The 18,112-nt window shown below is 70.4% G+C and carries 18 protein-coding genes; 5 read left to right on the forward strand and 13 right to left on the reverse strand.

Annotated features, from left to right (window positions below):
• Positions 1 to 50: 50 nt before the first annotated feature.
• Positions 51 to 596: a Clp protease N-terminal domain-containing protein gene (locus tag ACWD1Z_RS09720; protein WP_451117078.1), complete on the reverse strand. Its 546-nt coding sequence runs from the start codon at positions 594 to 596 to the stop codon at positions 51 to 53.
• Positions 597 to 794: 198 nt separating this feature from the next.
• On the opposite strand from ACWD1Z_RS09720, the gene ACWD1Z_RS09725 reads away from it, so the two are divergent.
• Positions 795 to 1,007 carry a hypothetical protein gene (locus ACWD1Z_RS09725; RefSeq protein ID WP_389417515.1) on the forward strand — a complete coding sequence of 71 codons (213 nt, stop codon included), beginning with the start codon at positions 795 to 797 and terminating at the stop codon, positions 1,005 to 1,007.
• Between the two features lie 86 nt (positions 1,008 to 1,093).
• Here the strand turns inward: ACWD1Z_RS09725 and ACWD1Z_RS09730 are convergent, their stop codons facing one another.
• Positions 1,094 to 1,699, reverse strand: a complete 606-nt coding sequence (locus tag ACWD1Z_RS09730) for a PadR family transcriptional regulator (protein ID WP_451117080.1) — start codon at positions 1,697 to 1,699, stop codon at positions 1,094 to 1,096.
• A 140-nt stretch (positions 1,700 to 1,839) separates the two neighbouring features.
• On the opposite strand from ACWD1Z_RS09730, the gene ACWD1Z_RS09735 reads away from it, so the two are divergent.
• Positions 1,840 to 2,649, forward strand: coding sequence for a PhzF family phenazine biosynthesis protein (locus tag ACWD1Z_RS09735; protein WP_451117081.1), 810 nt, complete (start codon positions 1,840 to 1,842; stop codon positions 2,647 to 2,649).
• Between the two features lie 64 nt (positions 2,650 to 2,713).
• Here the strand turns inward: ACWD1Z_RS09735 and ACWD1Z_RS09740 are convergent, their stop codons facing one another.
• Complete coding sequence (locus ACWD1Z_RS09740) at positions 2,714 to 3,514, reverse strand: CPBP family intramembrane glutamic endopeptidase (protein WP_451117157.1); 801 nt, start codon at positions 3,512 to 3,514, stop codon at positions 2,714 to 2,716.
• 89 nt (positions 3,515 to 3,603) lie between these two features.
• Positions 3,604 to 5,121 carry a glutamate-cysteine ligase family protein gene (locus ACWD1Z_RS09745; protein WP_451117083.1) on the reverse strand — a complete coding sequence of 506 codons (1,518 nt, stop codon included), beginning with the start codon at positions 5,119 to 5,121 and terminating at the stop codon, positions 3,604 to 3,606.
• A 549-nt stretch (positions 5,122 to 5,670) separates the two neighbouring features.
• Here ACWD1Z_RS09745 and ACWD1Z_RS09750 point away from each other — a divergent pair.
• Positions 5,671 to 6,255, forward strand: coding sequence for a hypothetical protein (locus tag ACWD1Z_RS09750; protein ID WP_451117085.1), 585 nt, complete (start codon positions 5,671 to 5,673; stop codon positions 6,253 to 6,255).
• A gap of 328 nt (positions 6,256 to 6,583) precedes the next feature.
• Complete coding sequence (locus ACWD1Z_RS09755; RefSeq protein ID WP_451117086.1) at positions 6,584 to 6,790, forward strand: DUF5999 family protein; 207 nt, start codon at positions 6,584 to 6,586, stop codon at positions 6,788 to 6,790.
• A 132-nt stretch (positions 6,791 to 6,922) separates the two neighbouring features.
• Here the strand turns inward: ACWD1Z_RS09755 and ACWD1Z_RS09760 are convergent, their stop codons facing one another.
• The 9 genes from ACWD1Z_RS09760 to kdpF form a co-directional block, all read right to left on the reverse strand.
• Positions 6,923 to 7,957, reverse strand: a complete 1,035-nt coding sequence (locus ACWD1Z_RS09760) for an endo-1,4-beta-xylanase (RefSeq protein WP_451117088.1) — start codon at positions 7,955 to 7,957, stop codon at positions 6,923 to 6,925.
• A 53-nt stretch (positions 7,958 to 8,010) separates the two neighbouring features.
• Positions 8,011 to 8,814 carry a carbohydrate ABC transporter permease gene (locus tag ACWD1Z_RS09765; protein ID WP_451117159.1) on the reverse strand — a complete coding sequence of 268 codons (804 nt, stop codon included), beginning with the start codon at positions 8,812 to 8,814 and terminating at the stop codon, positions 8,011 to 8,013.
• Positions 8,815 to 8,843: 29 nt separating this feature from the next.
• On the reverse strand, positions 8,844 to 9,836 hold the full coding sequence (locus tag ACWD1Z_RS09770; protein ID WP_451117089.1) for a carbohydrate ABC transporter permease: 993 nt from the start codon (positions 9,834 to 9,836) through the stop codon (positions 8,844 to 8,846).
• Positions 9,837 to 9,842: 6 nt separating this feature from the next.
• Positions 9,843 to 11,138 (reverse strand): extracellular solute-binding protein, encoded by a 1,296-nt coding sequence (locus ACWD1Z_RS09775; protein ID WP_451117090.1) that lies wholly within the window; start codon positions 11,136 to 11,138, stop codon positions 9,843 to 9,845.
• 181 nt (positions 11,139 to 11,319) lie between these two features.
• Positions 11,320 to 12,816 (reverse strand): glycoside hydrolase family 43 protein, encoded by a 1,497-nt coding sequence (locus tag ACWD1Z_RS09780; protein WP_451117092.1) that lies wholly within the window; start codon positions 12,814 to 12,816, stop codon positions 11,320 to 11,322.
• A 114-nt stretch (positions 12,817 to 12,930) separates the two neighbouring features.
• A complete protein-coding gene (locus ACWD1Z_RS09785) occupies positions 12,931 to 13,563 on the reverse strand; it encodes a potassium-transporting ATPase subunit C (protein ID WP_451117094.1) in 633 nt (210 codons plus the stop codon).
• Positions 13,564 to 13,569: 6 nt separating this feature from the next.
• Positions 13,570 to 15,657 carry a potassium-transporting ATPase subunit KdpB gene (gene kdpB / locus ACWD1Z_RS09790; protein WP_451117096.1) on the reverse strand — a complete coding sequence of 696 codons (2,088 nt, stop codon included), beginning with the start codon at positions 15,655 to 15,657 and terminating at the stop codon, positions 13,570 to 13,572.
• Complete coding sequence (kdpA, locus tag ACWD1Z_RS09795; RefSeq protein ID WP_451117097.1) at positions 15,654 to 17,318, reverse strand: potassium-transporting ATPase subunit KdpA; 1,665 nt, start codon at positions 17,316 to 17,318, stop codon at positions 15,654 to 15,656. The genes kdpB and kdpA overlap by 4 nt, the downstream gene beginning before the upstream one ends.
• Positions 17,319 to 17,324: 6 nt before the next feature.
• Positions 17,325 to 17,414 (reverse strand): K(+)-transporting ATPase subunit F, encoded by a 90-nt coding sequence (gene kdpF, locus ACWD1Z_RS09800; protein WP_016434100.1) that lies wholly within the window; start codon positions 17,412 to 17,414, stop codon positions 17,325 to 17,327.
• 252 nt (positions 17,415 to 17,666) lie between these two features.
• Here kdpF and ACWD1Z_RS09805 point away from each other — a divergent pair, with 252 nt between their 5' ends.
• A complete protein-coding gene (locus tag ACWD1Z_RS09805; protein WP_451117099.1) occupies positions 17,667 to 18,062 on the forward strand; it encodes a TOBE domain-containing protein in 396 nt (131 codons plus the stop codon).
• The last annotated feature ends 50 nt before the right edge of the window (positions 18,063 to 18,112 follow it).

The following is an 18,112-nucleotide window of genomic DNA, read 5'->3' on the forward strand; positions in this document are numbered from 1 at the left end:
CACCTGTCTCAACGACTGGACGGCACCAGGCACCTCGGCAGCGGCACCCTTCAGCAGCCGCTCTCGCCGACGTAACTCCCGGGGCGGCTGTCGATACGGGCGTGCACCTCGCCCGGGTCGATCCCGGCATGGGCCAGCACCTCGACGGCCCGCGCCTGGCTGTCCACGACGATGGCGGCCAGCAGGTCCACGCCCCGGGCGGGTCCGTCCCCGCGGCGGGCGGCGCGTTCGCAGGCGTACTCCAGCGCACCGGCGGCCAGCGGGGAGAAGCCCTCCGCCTCGGTCACCACGGGTTCCGTCCCGGAGTCCTCGACACTGCCCTGCCAGCGCAGGCCGTAGCCGATGCTGCGCTGGACGAGATAGCCGAGCAGCCGGGCGATCCGGGGCCCGTCGTCGAGGACGTCCCGCACCTCAGGGTCGTGCTCCAGCAGGGAGTGCAGCAGGTGGGCGGTGTCGACCTGGCGGTCCGCGTCCCGTGCCACGCGACGCCGTGCGCCGGAGATCACCGCTGCCAGTTCGGCACTGAGCCTGGCATCGTTGTCGAAGCGTCCGCCGGCCTGGTGAGGGTCCGGCCGGTGAGGGGTTCGGGGTGGCACATCCCTTACCCCATCAGCCTCCGCCCGGCACGGCATCCCCGGCGGGACGCATCTTCGCGTCCCACACAGAGTGGACCCGGCGGGCCGGAATCTCCTCCTTGAGGAGGAGATCACGCCGGGCTTCCCCCGCGGGCGCGCGCCGCCTTGCGTCGCGCCCCGCGCGCAACCACGGCACGCTCCCGTACGTCCCACAGGTGCATGGAGAGCATGTGCTGGCTGGTGGCGTTGCCGGCCGTGGACGGAAGACAGTACGTCTACCGGGTGTACGCCCCGGAGGACGCGCTGCCCGCCGACCTGTTCTGGGACGCCTGGCACTGCCACGACGAGAGCGCCTTCCCGCGCGCGTGGGACCTGTTCGACGCGGCGGTGATACGGCTCGTCGGCCGAGCCTCGCCCGCGCCGGGCTGGTGACGTGAGGGCCGTACAGGAGGGCCGTACGCGAGAAGGCGCCCCGCGGATCGCTCCGCGGGGCGCCTTCGTCTCACGGCGGGAGGCCGTCAGTCCTCGTCGGCGAGGATCAGGTACATCTTCTTGCGCGCGTCGTTGATCACGGAGATCGCCTTCTCGCGCTGTTCCTTGCTGCCGGTCTTCCAGACCTGCCCGAAGGCCTCCATCAGACCGAAGCCCGCCTGGCGGATCTCGCCGAGGGCCTCCCAGTCGACGCCCTTGGAGGCGTCCTCCCAGGGGGCCTCGGGGCCCTCCTCGGCCGCGGTGCGGCCGGCGTCGGTGAGGGAGAACAGCTTCTTGCCGCCCTCGCTCTCGCTGACGATCAGGCCCTCGTCCTCCAGCAGCTGGAGGGTGGGGTACACCGAGCCGGGGCTGGGCTTCCACGCCCCGCCGCTGCGCTCGGCGATCTCCTGGATCATCTCGTAGCCGTGCATCGGCCGGTCCTTGAGCAGGGCCAGGATCGAGGCGCGTACATCACCCCGCCTCGCCCTCCCCCGAGGTCCGCCGCGACCCCTGGGGCCCCAGTGCCCGGGGCCGAAGCCCGGTCCACCGAAGCCGGGTCCACCCGGCCCGAACGGCCCGAAGGCGGCGCGGCCACCCTCGAAACCGCCTCGGCCGGCTCCACCGTGTCCCTGTGCGAATCCATGGGAACGCATGTCAATCACTCCATTCCATCGTTGATCTGTCGCGATGCCTCAACGATATATCGGAATAGTTCGCGTGACAACCCCCGGCCGGTCCACTGACCCCGAATTGGCCTTGGCCTGCGGCTTCGTCACCCCTCTACGGTCGGCTCATGCGCATCCGAATCGTCGACGCCTTCACCGACCGCCCCTTCGCCGGGAACCCCGCCGGGGTCCTCCTCCTCGACGCCTTCCCCGCCGACGACCGGCTCCAGCAGATCGCCATGGAGGTCAACCACGCCGAGACCGCGTTCGCCCACCGACTCCCCGACGACCCGGAGGCCGACTGGGCGCTGCGCTGGTTCACCCCCGCCGCCGAGGTCCCGATGTGCGGTCACGCCACACTCGCCACGGCCCACGTCCTGCACAGCACCGGCGCCCACGAGGGCCCGGTGCGGTTCGCCACCCGCAGCGGCGTCCTGATCGCCACGCCCCGCGAGGACGGCTCGTTCACCCTGGACTTCCCGACGGCGCCGCTCACGGCGGCCGAGATCCCCGACGGCGCCGCCGAGGCACTGGGTGCCGAGCCACTGGCCGTCTTCGACACCGGCCCGGACGTGGGCAACCTGCTGGTGGAGCTCGCCGACGAGAAGACCGTCCGCGCCCTGAACCCCGACCACCGCTCCCTCGGCGCCCGCTCCGAGCGCGGCATCATCGCCACCGCCCGCGCCGAGGACCCCGCACGCGGCTACGACTTCGTCTCCCGCTGCTTCTTCCCGAACATCGGCATCGACGAGGACCCGGTCACCGGCAGCGCCCACACCGCGCTGGCCCCGTTCTGGTCGCAGCGCCTCGGCCGCCCCGAACTCACGGGCCTCCAGGCGTCCCGCCGCTCGGGCCTGGTCCGCACGGAGGTGCGCGGCGACCGCACCCTGCTCAGCGGCCGCGCGGTCACGGTGATCGACGGCGAGCTGCTGGCCTGAGCCCGGACAGACGGAAGGGGCGTACGCATCCCGCGTACGCCCCTGTCCGCGCCCTTCACGCCGTTCACGCCGTGGGCAGCCAGTCCACCTTGCCCGCGAGCAGGGCGTACCCCACGAACGCGCCGATGTCGAGCAGCGAGTGCGCCACCACCAGCGGGCCGACCCGGCCCCAGCGGCGGTAGAGGTAGACGAACACCACGCCCATCACCAGGTTCCCGATGAAGCCGCCGATGCCCTGGTAGAGGTGGTACGAGCCGCGCAGCACCGAGCCGGCCATCAGCGCGGCCCCGGGCGTCCAGCCCAGCTGGTGGAGCCGGCGCAGCAGATAGCCGACCACGATGACCTCTTCGAGGACCGCGTTCTGGAGCGCCGAGAGGATCAGTACCGGGTACTTCCACCACACCTCGGGCAGCGCCTCGGGGACCACGGTCAGGTTGAAGCCCAGGCCCCGGGCGGCGAGATAGAAGGCGATGCCGCTGCTGCCGATCACCGCGGCGATGGCGGCGCCCCGGCCGAGGTCCGGCCAGGGGCGGGTGCGGTCGAACCCGAGGGCCCGCAGACCGCTGCCCTCCCGCAGCAGGAAGTGCGCCACGAGGAGGACCGGCACCAGGGACGTCGTGATGCCGAAGAGCTGCCAGGCGAGGTCCAGCCAGGGCCGCCCGGGAGCGGCGGAGGCGTTGAGGGTGGCCGCCTGGTCCTTCAGACCGCCGGGCCTGGTGACCGAGCCGATGAAGCTGATGAGGGCGGAGACCCCGCTCGCCCCGAGCGAGAGCGCCAGTACGAGCAGCAGCTCGTCACGGAGGATCCGGCGCGGGGGCCCCTCCTGCGGGAACGACTCGGACACACGGCCCGCCTCCGCCTGCACACTGCCTCCCAGGGCACCACCGTCATAGGACGTCACAGCTTGCCCGACCAGTATGCGGCGGACGGCGGCGACCCCCGTCCAGGCGCCCCTCAGCCCAGCGGCATGGTCTCCGGCAGGCCGACGGGCCAGGCGTGGACCGGGTCGCCCACGTGCATCAGCTGGCGGTAGCGGCGGGTCGTGGCGGCCAGGGCGGCGTCCCGGGACAGGCCCTGCTCCAGGGCGCGGTGGAAGGTGGCGGACTGCCAGGAGGCCCCGTTGGCCCGCCGCCGGCAGCGCTCCTCGATCACCCCGAGGTACAGGTCCCGGTCGGCGGCCTCCACGCCCCACGCGTCCAGCCCGCTCGCGGCGAGCGGCAGCAGTTCGTCACGTACGAGGGTGGCCGCGTCGATCTCCGCGACGCCGCCGTAGCGTCCGCGCCGGGGCCACTGGAGGCGGGCGTCGATGCCGTACTGGCAGGCGGTGTCGAAGTTGGCGGCGGCCGCCTCGAAGGGCAGCCGCGTCCACACCGGGCGCGGTTCCTCGGCGAGGGCGCGGATGAGGCCGTAGTAGAAGGCGGCGTTGGCGAGGACGTCGGTGATGGTGGGGCCGGCGGGCAGGACGCGGTTCTCGACGCGCAGGTGCGGGACGCCGTCGGCGACGCCGTAGACCGGGCGGTTCCAGCGGTAGACCGTGCCGTTGTGCAGGACGAGTTCCGCCAGTGAGGGGATGCCGCCCTCGTCGAGCACCTGGAGCGGGTCCTCGTCGTCGCAGATCGGCAGCAGGGCGGGGTAGTAGCGCAGGTTCTCCTCGAAGAGGTCGTAGGCGGAGGAGATCCAGCGCTCGCCGAACCAGGTGCGCGGGCGCACCCCCTGCGCCTGGAGCTCGGGCGGGCGGGTGTCGGTGGACTGGGTGAACAGCGGCGGGCGGGACTCGCGCCACAGCTCCCGGCCGAACAGGAACGGCGAGTTGGCGCCGACCGCGACCTGGACGGCGGCCACGGCCTGGGCGGCGTTCCAGACGTCGGCGAAGCGGCCCGGGGTGACCTGGAGGTGCAGCTGGACCGAGGTGCAGGCGGCCTCGGGCGCTATGGACTTCGAGGTGCAGGTCAGACGTTCCACGCCGTCGATGTCGAGCAGGAAGTCCTCGCCGCGGGCGGCCACGATCTGGTCGTTGAGCAAGGTGTAGCGGTCGACGTCGGAGAGGTTGGAGGAGACCAGGTCGTCCCGGTCGAGGGTCGGCAGAATGCCGATCATCACGATTCCCGCGTCCAGCTCACCGGCTTTCCGGTCGGCATATGCCAGCGAGGTGCGGAGTTCCTCGGCGAGCTGGTCGAATACCCGCCCACCCAGCCGGTGGGGGGCTATGTTCACCTCCAGGTTGAACATCGCGAGTTCCGTTTGGAAATCCCGGCTCGCGATCCGCTCGAGAACCTGCGCATTCAACATTCTCGGCATGCCGTCGGCTCCAGCGAGATTCAATTCGATCTCGAGCCCCATGAGGTTCTTCGGGCGATCGAACCGCTTCTCCGCCAGAAGCCGCTCCAGGCCCGCCAGACACTTCCGGAGCTTGTCGCGGTAGTGCTGGCGGTCGGCCAGATCGAACCGACCTGCCGCGACCTTCTCGCCCATGGAAGCATCCCTCTCGATCGGTCGGGCCGAAGATCGGCCGTCGGTGTCCTGGGTCACGTGGGATGATGCCCCGCCCAAGCGATCGATAACGTCCCGCCTCGGCTCAGGGCCCGCTAGGCTGTCGAACGTGACCGGCGGCACATTCACCAGGCATGGGGCAGTGTGCAGGTTCGAGCGGCCGACGAACTCGTGAAAAACGCCGACGAGAATTGGCCGACCGCTTCTCCCTTATTTCCCGAGGTCACCGCCTTACACTCCTTCCGGAATCGGGATGAAACCCACGGATCGCCGTCCGAATGCGCCCTTGCCGAGTGCGTCCGAAACGGCTAGCCGAAACACTCCCTGAACACTTGTCGTATAAACTCCGCGAACAAGGCGGATGCTTGGCGCCCGGTCGGAGAACCTGCCGCAGCGATGGACGTGCGGCGGGCCTCTCGCACACCCACGCACGCAGGACCTCGGCCCGAGCCTCTCCGCCTTCGCGAGCTGACAGCGCCGTCCGCCCCCGCCCTCGCGCCACCGTGCCTGTCTCATGAGAGGCGACCCACCATGCCGCTGCATGTCCCCCCGGCTCCCGCGCCCGCACTTCGTTCCGTCATCACCGCACTCGGGTCCCCCACCGCGGTCCGCGAGGCCCGAACTCCCGCCCTGCGCTCCGCCCAGGGACCCGCGACCCCCGAACTGCCGTTGCCGGTGCATGTCCTGGACGGCATCACCGCCACCGGGCCCTCCACCACCCGGCTCGCCGGATGGCGGTTCCTGATCCGCTGCGGCGACCGCGCCGTCGCCGCCGCCGAGACCCGGCTGACGCCCGACGGGTGGGCCTTCTCGCACTTCTTCGAGGGGCCCTACATCACGTCCACCGAGCGCGCGCTGCGTCAGGCCGAGACGATGCAGGCGCCCTACCAGCCACGGCTGCTGTCGATCCCCGGCCTGTACATGCTGGCCCTGTGGCTGCACGGCGACATCGCCGCCGACGCCTCCGCCGGCCATCCCGAGCCCACGGATCTCCTGGTGCCGCTGGCCCCGGCACCCCCCGGCATCGCGGCCCACCGGCCGCATCAGGCCGCCGATCTCCTCTCGGTGCTGACCCGCCGCGTGACCCGGGCGCCGCTCCTCGGCTCACCCGCCTGACCGCCCCCACCCAGGGTCCCGTGCCCCGCCGCCGGTCGCCGGCCGCGGGGTACGGCGCTGCCCGCGGCGGCCATACGCTCGTACGAGCGCCGGTGCGCTCTCCAGAGCCCACTACCTGCATGGACTAGCCCCATCCGGCCCCCCTGAACCACCCGAAATGACAGTGCAGTTGGGATGAACCGTCCGCGCGGGTGACGCGTCCTCAACCTGTGAGAAGCGGTGCATCGAAATCCCTGCGGATCGACGCCCGTGGGGCAACACTGGGTTCGAACCACTTGTCGCAACGGGGGCGGCCATGAACAACACGTCAGAGCGAAAGATCCCACCCATGTGCCAGCACCAGCCACCGTGTCCCTCCGCAGACTCCGCCGACCGGGAATCGGCGCGCCTCGTGGCGCACCACCCGGAACAGGGCTGGAGCCTGCTGTGCAACGGCGTTCTGCTCTTCGAGGACACCGGTGAGCTCCTGCCCGACGGCCAGATCATCGCCCCGCACCGCCCAGTGGGCGCCGGCCAGGTGATGACCGCGGCCTGAGCGCGGCCGGGCGGTCGACCGACCGCGCGGAGACCTTGGGGGCCGGTCCGCAGATCCGTTCTGCGCTCCGGCCCCGACCCATGTCCGGCGGTGGTCCCTCCCCGTATCACGCCACCGTCCGCGCGGTGACGGCTACTTCAGCGCGTCCCGGATCGCGTAGTACGCGGGCTTGGGCCGAAGCTCCTCGTCCCAGGGCAGGGCCGCGCCCTCACCCTCGAAGAAGGCCGGGATCCACGAGTACTTGTCCGTGTAGTCCCAGAGCGTGATGCCCACGCACCGGCGCACCGCGAGGCACGCCTCGGTCAGGTCCCGGTACCACTCGGCCTGCGTGGCCAGCTTCTCCTCGTCCGCGGGCAGGTACATCCGGATGTCGACCTCGGTGAGCGCGGTGTCCAGACCGAGCCGCGCGAAACGGCGGAGGTTGTCCTCCAGCGTGGCCGGATAGCCGTACTGCAGCGCCAGATGGGCCTGGAGGCCGATGCCGTGCAGGGGGACGCCCTGCGCCCTCAGCTCCTTGGCGAGCCGGTAGTAGGCGTCGCTCTTGGGCCCGATCGACTCGATGTTGTAGTCGTTGAGGTACAACTTCACCCGTGGGTCGGCCTGGTGGGCCCAGCGCAGGGCGTCGGCGATGTAGCCGGGTCCGAGGGTCCGGTAGAAGATCGTGTCCCGGTAGGTGCCGTCCTCGTTGAAGGCCTCGTTGACGACGTCCCAGGCGAAGACCTTGCCGCGGTAGTGCCGTACCTCCGTCTGGATGTGCTTCTTCAGTACGGCCCTCAGCTCGCCGGCCGTCCACTCGCGGCCGGTGAGCCAGTCCGGCAACTGGCTGTGCCAGACCAGGGTGTGGCCGCGCACCTTCTGGTGGTTGGCGCGGGCCAGGTCGACGATCTCGTCGCCCTGCGAGAAGTCGAAGACGCCCTGCTGGGGCTCCGTGGCGTACCACTTCATGCCGTTGCCGGGGGTGATCTGGTCGAACCCGCTTCCGAGGAGCGAGACATACGGGGCGTCGGTGAGCTGGGGGTTGTCGGTGGCACTGCCGAAGTAGCGGCCGTGGCGCTGGGCGAGGTCGGCGAGCGTGGGCGGCTCGTCGTGGGCCACGGCGGCCGGCCCGGTGACGGCGACCAGCACGGCGGCGAGGACACCGACGACTCGGAGACGGTTCTTGCGCATGGTGCGACTCCTCACGGAACAGGGGTGGGTGAGCCGTACGTCCGCGGCGCGGGTCATCCCTTCGTGGCGCCGGCGGTGAGACCGCCGACGAGCTGGCGCTCGGCGACGGCGTAGAAGGCCAGGGCGGGGACCATGGCGAGGACGAGATAGGCGAACACACGGGCCACGTCCTGCGAGTACTGGCCCTGGAACTGCTGAACGCCGATCGGAATGGTCCACCAGGTGGGCTCGTTGAAGACGAGCAGCGGCAGGAAGAAGTTGTTCCAGCTGGTGACGACGGCCAGCACCGAGACGGTGCCGAGCGCGGGCCGCGCCATGGGCAGCAGCACCCGCCAGAAGAAGCCGAGCGGACCGCAGCCGTCGAGGGTGGCCGCCTCCTCCAGCTCACCGGGGATCTGCCGGAAGAAGCCGCGCAGGATGATGATGGTCATCGGCAGCCCGAAGGCGGCCTGCGGGAGAATCACCCCCAGGGGGTTGTCCAGCAGGTTCATCTCGCGCAGCAGCAGGAACAGCGGCAGCGCCGCCACCGCGAAGGGGAACATCAGCCCCATCGTGAACAGGGTGAACAGCACCTCCCGGCCCCGGAAGGCGAACCGCGCGAAGGAGAACGCGGCGAGCGCCGACGCGGCGACCACGATGGCCGTCGTGGCCACGGCGATCAGGGTGCTGTTGCCGACCAGCCGCCAGAAGTCGCCCGTGGCCAGGATGTCGGTGTAGTTGCCGGTCACCCAGGGGTCGGGCAGCCCGATGGGGTTGCGGGAGAGCTGGTCGGTGGACTTGAAGCCGGAGAGCACCGCGTACAGCAGGGGGATGCCCATCACCGCGCCGACCACGATCAGGACGAGGTGCAGCGGCATCGAGCGCCCGCGCTTGGTGGAACGGACGGTCACGTGCCGCCTCCCCGCATGGTGGTGGTCGCGCCCTCCAGGTCCCGGCGGAGCACGAACCGCTGGTAGGCGAGGGCGAAGACGAGGCTGATGCCGAACATGACCACGCTGATCGCGCTGGCGTAGCCGACCTGGTAGCGCTTGAAGCCGAACTGGAACATGGTCACGGCCATGGTCTCGGAGTGATGGTCGGGGCCGCCCGCGGTGACCACCCAGACCAGGTCGAAGAGCTGGATCGCCCCGATGACGGACAGGAAGACGCTGATCCGGAGGGTGGGCGCGAGCAGCGGCAGGGTCACACTGCGGAACCGCTGCCAGGGCCCGGCGCCGTCGATCAGCGCCGCCTCGTGCAGTTCCTTGGGGATGGACTGGAGTCCGGCCAGGTAGAGCATCATGTGGAAGCCGAAGTACTTCCAGGTCATGACCAGGAACAGGGTGGCCATCACCATGTCGGGGTCGGCGAACCACTCACCGCCCAGCCCTTCGAGGCCCACCCCGTCGAGGATCTCGTCGGCGAGCCCCTCGCCCGGCGCGAAGATCATGCTGAACAGCACACCGGTGATGGCCTCGGAGAGCACGTACGGCGCGAAGAACAGCATCCGGTACACGGCCCGGCCGCGCATGCGCTGGTTGAGCGCGACGGCCATGGCGAGCGCGAACGGCAGCTGGAGCACCAGCGAGAGCACGACCAGGACGAGGCAGCGCCACAGGTCGCCGAGGAAGACCGGGTCCGCGAAGAGCCGGGTGAAGTTGTCGACGCCGATGTAGTCGGAGGGCATGCCGAAGCCGCCCCACCGGAAGAACGCGGCGTACAGCGCGAACAGGATCGGCAGCAGGACCAGGACGCCGAACAGGGCGAGGGCGGGCACCTGGAAGGAGACCGCGGTGAACCAGTTCAGCGTCCGGCGCCTGGCCCGCCCCCGGCCCGCGGGGGCGGGCGGGGGCGGGAGGTCGAGACCGCTCCGTTCGTCCTTGAGCGAGGTGAAGGTCATCGGCGCTTACTGCTCTTCCTTCGCGACCTTGGTGATCGAGTCGGTGACCTGCTCGGGCGACTTGGACCCGGCGATCAGCGCCCCGACGCTGTCGTTGACCTCCTGGCCGAGGGCGGGCGCGTACGCCTGGTCGAGGTAGAGCTGGAACCCGGTCGCGGCCGTCAACTCCTGCTGTACGGCCTTGATGTTGGGGTCGGTGATGGCGCTCGCGGCGGCCGGTACGACGGGCAGCACGCCGGTCTTCTTGACCAGCTCCCGGTCGGTCGCCTCCGAGGCGAAGAACTTCAGGAAGTCCACCGCCGCCTGCGGGGCGCCGCTGCGCAGGGCGTGGCCGCCGCCCCCGCCGAACACCTCGGTGATCGCGCCCTGTCCGCCCTCGACCGTGGGGAAGGGGAAGAAGCCGAGGTCGTCCCCGAGGCCCTTCCCGGCGTCCGCCTGCACGACGGGCGCCCACTGGCCCATGAGCTCCATGGCCGCCTTGCCGTTGCCGACGGTGGCCGCCTGTCCGGTGGGCCCGGAGTAGGAGGCGCCGAGGAAGCCCTTCTGGAACGGCTGCAGTTCGACGAGTTCCTTGAGGTGTTCGCCGGCCTGGACGAGGCCCGGGGCGGTGAAGTCCTTGTCGTCGTTGGCCTTCTGCAGAGCCTCGGCACCGGCGGTGCGCATGGCCAGGTACGCCCAGTAGTACATGCCGGTCCAGGTCTCCTTGCCCGCGAGGGCGAGCGGGGTGACACCGGCGGACTTCAGCTTGCCGACCGCCTCCAGGAAGGCGCTCCAGGTGGCGGGAGGTGCGCTGATGCCCGCCTTCTTGAACAGCGCCTTGTTGTACCAGAAGCCGATCATGCCGATGTCGAAGGGAATGCCGTACAGCTTCCCGTCGACCAGGTACGGCTCCTTGGCGACCGGCACCAGCCCTTCGGCCCACTCCTTGGTGCGGTCCGTGAGGTCCTCGACGAGACCGGCGTCGATCTGCTGCCGCAGTACGCCCCCGCCCCAGGTGTGGAAGATGTCCGGAAGCTTCCCGGAGGCGGTCAGCGCCGTCATCTTCGACTTGTAGGCGTCGTTCTCCAGCTGGACGATCTTTATCTTCACCTTGGGGTTCTGGGCCTCGAACTTCCGCGCGAGACCTGCCCATACGTCCTTCGTGGGCTGGGTGGTGGAGATGTTCCACCACTCGACCGTGGTCGTGCCGTCGGACGACCCTCCGTCCGAGTCGCCGCCGCAGCCGCTCAGTGCCGTCATGCTCAGACCGGCTGCGGCGGAGGCCGCCAGGAAGCCGCGGCGGGACAGTGCCGGGTCGCCCATCATGCGCTCCTTGAGATCCGGGACGGCATGTCACTCCGCCCACCAGGAATTTCGAAAGTTTCGCTGTGAATCCAGAAAGCTTCGCTGCTGCCGCACCCTAGAGACAGCGCTTGATGGGTGGCAACCCCTCGTGCACGGGGAATCCGACTGTGACGCGCCCTCGGTCGTGAGACAGCCGGGTTCAGCGGGGCTCGGGGCCCCGTTTCCGGTACTCGAACCAGTCGAAGGCCGCGCTGCCCGCGGTGACGTACATGCCGATGACCCGTCCGGTGAAGCCGCCCGCGACCTGGGTGGAGAGGTAGCGCCCGTCGAGCTCGGCCACCGTGACAGCGCCCTCAGGGCTTTCGACCGAGAAGGCGATCGTGTCGGGAGCGGCGGGGCGGACGCCCTCCGCGGGCGGCGGCGCGTCGGTCGTCCGGAACTCCACGGCCAGGGTCACGGGCCCCGCGGGCACGGGGAGTCGGCCGACGCACTGGCGCAGCGGGCCGATCCGGGCCAGCACGCTGACCGTGCCGTCGTGCGCCTCCAGGTCGTAGTGGTGCGCCTCGTCCATGCGGACGGACAGGCCCGCGCGGCTCCCCGGTCCACCGTCCAGCCGGGTGGCCACCCGGCAGTCGTGGTGCTGCTGGCGACGGCCGACGAAGGTGTGGCCCGGCCGGTCGAGGCTGTCGCCGGTGGCGTGCAGGGTGAGCCATCCCGGGCGCTCGGCCGTCGACCCCTCGGGGCGGTGGCGCGGGGAGATGAAGTGCGGGGCGAGGACGGGCGCGTCGAAGTCGTCCCGGGCGGGCTCGGGCGGGAAGGGGTGCAGGGCGGCCGGAGCTTCGTACCGCTCGCGTACCGTGCCGACGTACGGCCAGCCGTCCACCCACTCCACCGGGGCCAGGAAGGTCTCCCGGCCGAGGACGTGGAACTTCGGGAAGGAGCCGCGCGGACGCGTCCCGAGCAGCACCATCCACCACCGGCCGTCGGCCGCCTGGACGAGGTCCGCGTGGCCGGTGCACTGGATGGGCAGCCCGGTGCTGCGGTTGCTCACCACGGGGTTGTGCGGGGCCGGTTCGAAGGGCCCCCGGGGTGTGCGCGCCCGGGCGATCGACACGCTGTGCCCGTCCGCGGTGCCGCCCTCGGCGACCATCAGGTACCACCACGCGCCGACGCGGTACAGGTGCGGCCCCTCGGGGTCCGCCATGCCCGTGCCGGACCAGACGGGGAGCGGCCCTTCGAGCACCGTCCCGGCCACGGGGTCGATGCGCGCGAGACCCACCCCGGCGACGGCGCTCCAGCACGTGCCGTCCTCGTCCCAGGCGAGGTCGGGGTCGATCCCGGGCAGGTCGATCCACACCGGGTCCGACCAGGGGCCCTCGGGGTGGTCGGCGGTGACGAGGAAATTGCCCCCCGCGCCGACGTTGGTGGTGATGACGTGGAAGCGGCCCCGGTGATGGCGGATCGTGGGTGCGTAGATGCCGTCGGAGGCGCGCAGGTCGTGCGGCACCTCGAACTGCTCGGGCCGGTCGAGGACATGGCCGATCTGCCGCCAGTCGACCAGGTCGCGGCTGTGGAAGAGCGGCAGCGCGGGGAAGTACTCGAAGCTGGAGCAGACCAGGTAGTAGTCCTCGCCGACCCGGCACACACTGGGGTCGGGGTGGAAGCCGGCGAGGACGGGGTTGTCGTACGTCCGCATGCGTCAGTCCTTCCGGAGACCGAGCGAAACATTCGGTCTGGGTGGCGAACCTTACGGAGCGGACTGTAAGGGGGCCCGCGGGGGCGGACAAGAAGCCCCGCGAGCCCCTGGCGGTCAGCGGCCGTCGATCAACTCCTTGAGCGCGATGTTGAGTGCGAGCACGTTCACGCGGGGTTCGCCGAGGAAGCCGAGGGTGCGGCCCTCGGTGTGGTCGGCGACGAGCCGCTCGACGCGGGCGACGGAGAGGTGGTTGCGCTCGGCGACCCGGTGGACCTGGAGTCCGGCGTACGCCGGGGAGATGTCCGGGTCGAGCCCTGAGCCGGAGGAGGTGACGGCGTCGGGGGGTACGTCGGAGAGCCTGACCCGGTGGCCGGCGGTCGAGTTCTCCTCGACGACCTTGGCCTTCGCCTCCTTGACCCACTTGATGAGCTCTGGATTGTCGGCCGAGCGGTTGGTAGCGCCGGAGAGGGTCAGCCGGTACTGGGTGTTGACCGAGTTCTCACCCAGTCCGTTGGCGGGGCGGGGCTGGAACCAGTCCAGGCTGTAGCCCTGTTGTCCGATCAGGGCGGAGCCGACGACCCGGCCGTCCGCCTTCACCTCCGAGCCGTTCGCCTCGGTGGGGAAGAGCGCCTGCGCCACACCTGTGACGGAGAGCGGATACAGCACGCCTGTGAACACGGTCAACACGAGCAGCGCCCGAAGCGCCGCGCCCAGCAAACGGCCGGTGTTCAGCACGGAGTTGTTCATGGTCCTTCACCCGATCCCGGGGATCAGCGAGATGATCAGATCGATGAGCTTGATGCCGACGAAGGGCGCGATCAGTCCGCCGAGTCCGTAGACCGCGAGGTTGCGGCGGAGCATCCGGTCCGCGCTCATCGGCCGGTACCGCACTCCGCGCAGCGCGAGCGGCACCAGGGCGACGATGATCAGCGCGTTGAAGACGACCGCGGACAGGATCGCCGAGTCCGGCGAGGACAGGCCCATGATGTTCAGCCTGTCCAGGCCCGGATGGACGGCCGCGAACAGCGCCGGGATGATCGCGAAGTACTTCGCGACATCGTTGGCTATGGAGAACGTGGTCAGCGCTCCACGAGTGATCAGCAACTGCTTGCCGATCTCCACGATCTCGATCAGCTTCGTCGGATCCGAGTCGAGGTCGACCATGTTGCCGGCCTCCTTGGCGGCCGACGTCCCCGTGTTCATCGCCACGCCGACGTCCGCCTGGGCGAGCGCCGGGGCGTCGTTCGTGCCGTCGCCCGTCATCGCGACCAGCCTTCCGCCGGCCTGCTCCCGCTTGATCAGCGCCATCTTGTCCTCGGGGGTGGCCTCCGCGAGGAAGTCGTCGACGCCGGCCTCCTCCGCGATGGCCTTGGCGGTGAGCGGGTTGTCCCCGGTGATCATGACGGTCCTGATGCCCATCCGGCGCAGTTCCCCGAACCGCTCGCGCATGCCCTCCTTGACGACGTCCTTGAGGTGGATGACACCGAGCACCCGGGCCCCGCCGGCATCCTCCACCGCGACCAGCAGGGGCGTACCGCCCGCCGCGGCGATCAGCTCGGCCAGCTCCCTGGCGTCCTCGGCGACCTGGCCGCCCTGCTCGGCCACCCAGGCCAGCACCGAACCGGCGGCGCCCTTGCGGACCTTGCGCCCGGCGACATCCACACCCGACATCCGGGTCTGGGCGGTGAAGGGGATCCAGCGGGCCTGCGCCGGCTCGCCCTCGCGCCGCTCACGCAGCCCGAACCGCTCCTTGGCCAGGACGACGACGGAACGGCCCTCGGGCGTCTCGTCCGCCAGCGACGACAGCTGGGCGGCCTCGGCGAGTTCGGCGGCGGTCACCCCGCGCACCGGCACGAACTCCGCCGCCTGCCGGTTGCCGAGCGTGATGGTGCCGGTCTTGTCGAGCAGCAGCGTGGAGACATCACCCGCGGCCTCGACCGCACGGCCCGACGTGGCGAGCACATTGCGCTGCACCAGCCGGTCCATGCCCGCGATGCCGATCGCGGAGAGCAGCGCGCCGATGGTGGTAGGGATCAGACAGACCAGCAGCGCCACCAGCACGACCATCGTCAGGTGGGCGCCCGCATGACCGGCGAACGGCGGCAGGGTGGCGCAGGCGAGCAGGAACACGATCGTCAGGGACGCCAGCAGGATGTTCAGCGCGATCTCGTTCGGCGTCTTCTGCCGCGCGGCGCCCTCGACCAGGTTGATCATCCGGTCGACGAAGGTCTCCCCCGGCTTGGTCGTGATCTTCACGACGATCCGGTCGGAGAGCACCTTGGTACCCCCGGTGACGGCCGAGCGGTCCCCGCCCGACTCGCGGATGACCGGCGCCGACTCACCGGTGATCGCCGACTCGTCGACACTGGCCACGCCCTCGACGACGTCCCCGTCGCCGGGGATGACATCGCCCGCCTCGCAGACGACCAGATCGCCGACCCGCAGCTCGGTCCCGGCGACCACGGTCCCGTCGGCCTTGCGGGCCACCGTGCCGGTCCTGGCCTTGCGCAGGGTGTCCGCCTGCGCCTTGCCGCGTCCTTCGGCCACGGCCTCCGCGAGGTTCGCGAAGAGGACCGTCAGCCACAGCCAGACGCTGATCGTCCAGCCGAACCAGTCTCCGGGATCCGCGAAGGAGAACCCGGTCGTCAGCACCGAGCCGGCCAGCACCACGAACATCACGGGAGACTTGATCATCACCCGCGGATCGAGCTTGCGGAAGGCGTCCGGCAGCGACCGCAGCATCTGCCGGGGCGCGAACAGACCCGCGCCGACGGTGTGCGGGGCCCGTGCCGGGGCGGTGGTGGACATGGCGTCCTCGGGACGCGTTACGTCGATGGTCATGCCGCCAACCCCTCGGCGAGCGGTCCCAGCGCCAGGGCCGGGAAGTAGGTCAGACCGGTGATGATCAGGATGGCGCCCACCAGCACGCCGGTGAACAGCGGTTTCTCGGTGCGCAGGGTGCCCGCGGTGACCGGCACCGGCCGCTGCTCGGCGAGCGAGCCGGCCAGCGCCAGCACGAACACCATGGGCAGGAAACGGCCGAGCAGCATGCACAGGCCGAGGGTGCTGTTGAACCACTGCGTGTCCGCGTTCAGCCCGGCGAAGGCCGAGCCGTTGTTGTTGGCGGCGGACGTGTAGGCGTAGAGGATCTCGGTGAATCCGTGGGCCCCGCCGTTGGTCATCGAGTGGGGCGGAGTGGGCAGTGCCATCGCCGCGGCGGTGCAGACCAGCACCAGGGCCGGGGTGACGAGGATGAAGCAGGCCGCCGCCTTGATCTCGCGGGTGCCGATCTTCTTGCCGAGGTACTCGGGCGTACGGCCGACCATCAGACCGGCGAGGAACACCGCGATGATCGCCATGATCAGCATGCCGTAGAGGCCGGATCCGGCACCCCCGGGCGCGATCTCGCCCAGCATCATGCCGAGCAGGGCGATGCCGCCGCCGAGGCCGGTGAAGGAGGAGTGGAAGGAGTTCACCGCACCGGTCGAGGTGAGCGTCGTCGACGTGGCGAAGATCGAGGAGGCGCCGACCCCGAAGCGGACCTCCTTGCCCTCGTACGCCCCGCCGGCGATCTCGAACGCCGGGCCGTGGTGGGCGAATTCGGCCCACATCATCAGCGTGACGAAGCCGAGCCAGATGACGCCCATGGCGGCGAGGACGGCGTACCCCTGCCGGACCGAGCCGGTCATGACCCCGAACGTCCGGGTCAGGGAGAACGGGATGAGAAGCATCAGGAAGATCTCGAAGAGGTTCGACAACGGCGTCGGATTCTCAAACGGATGCGCGGAGTTGGCGTTGAAATAACCACCGCCGTTGGTGCCCAGCACCTTGATGGCCTCCTGCGAGGCGACGGCACCCCCGTTCCACTCCCGCGAGCCGCCCGTGAACTGCCCGACCTCATGGATGCCGGAGAAGTTCTGGATGACCCCGCAGCCGGCGAGCACCACCGCCGCGACGACAGCCAGCGGCACCAGCACGCGTACGACGCCCCGCACCAAGTCGGCCCAGAAGTTGCCGAGTTCACCGGTACGCGACCGCGCGAACCCGCGTATCAGCGCGACCGCGACGGCCATGCCGACCGCGGCGGAGACGAAGTTCTGCACGGCGAGACCGGCGGTCTGCACGACATGGCCCATGGCCTGTTCACCGGCGTAGGACTGCCAGTTGGTGTTGGTCACGAAGGACACGGCGGTGTTGAACGCCTGGTCCGGGTCGATCGACGCGAACCCCAGCGAGCCGGGCAGCACGCCCTGGAGCCGCTGGAGGGCGTACAGGAAGAGGACTCCGACGAGCGAGAAGGCCAGCAGGGCGCGCAGATAGGCGGGCCAGCGCATCCGGGTGTCGGGGTCGGCTCCGATCCCCCGGTAGATCCACTTCTCGACGCGCCAGTGACGGTCGCAGGAGTAGACCCGGGCCAGGTGGTTGCCGAGGGGGATGTGGACGAGGGCGAGCGCCCCTGCCAGTGCCAGCAGCTGAAGCACGCCGGCGAGTACGGGACCCATCAGCGCTCAGAACCTCTCGGGGAAGATCAGGGCGAGGACGAGATAGCCCAGCAGGGCCACGGCCACGACGAGGCCGACGATGTTCTCGGCGGTCACAGCCTGGTCACCCCCTTGGCGACGAGTGCCACCAGCGCGAAGACCGCGACCGTGGTGACGACGAAGGCCAGATCGGCCATCGTGAGCTCCTGGAGTTGAGATGCGGTGTGAAAACAGGGACGGGTAGAGCGAACCTCTCCCCTGACCGCATCCGACCGCCGTTGACGGCTCCCATACGGATCACCGACCGTCCTTGACGGTTCTCTTACGCCGACGGCCGAAAGCCGAGGTCGACGCCCTATCGTGACCGGCATGCAGTCCTACACGATCGGCCAGGCCGCACGACTTCTCGGAGTCAGCCCGGACACCGCCCGCCGCTGGGCGGACGCGGGCCGGATGGCGACCCATCGCGACGACAGCGGCCGACGGCTCATCGACGGCCGGGACCTGGCCGAGTTCTCGGTGGAGCTCGCCAGGACGGCCGCGCCCGACGAGGAGGCCCCCTACACCTCGGCCCGCAACGCCTTCCCCGGCATCGTCACCGCGATCAAACTCGGTGACGTGGCCGCCCAGGTGGAGATCCAGGCCGGCCCGCACCGGCTGGTCTCCCTGCTCACCCGGGAGGCCGTGGAGGAGCTGGGCCTGGAGGTCGGCATGGAGGCCACGGCCCGGGTGAAGTCGACAAACGTACACATCGACCGCACCTGAGCCCCTCCCCCGTCTCGCACATACGAACCTCCATCCCGCTTCCCCCTCGC

The organism is Streptomyces sp. NPDC002784 (assembly GCF_053592135.1).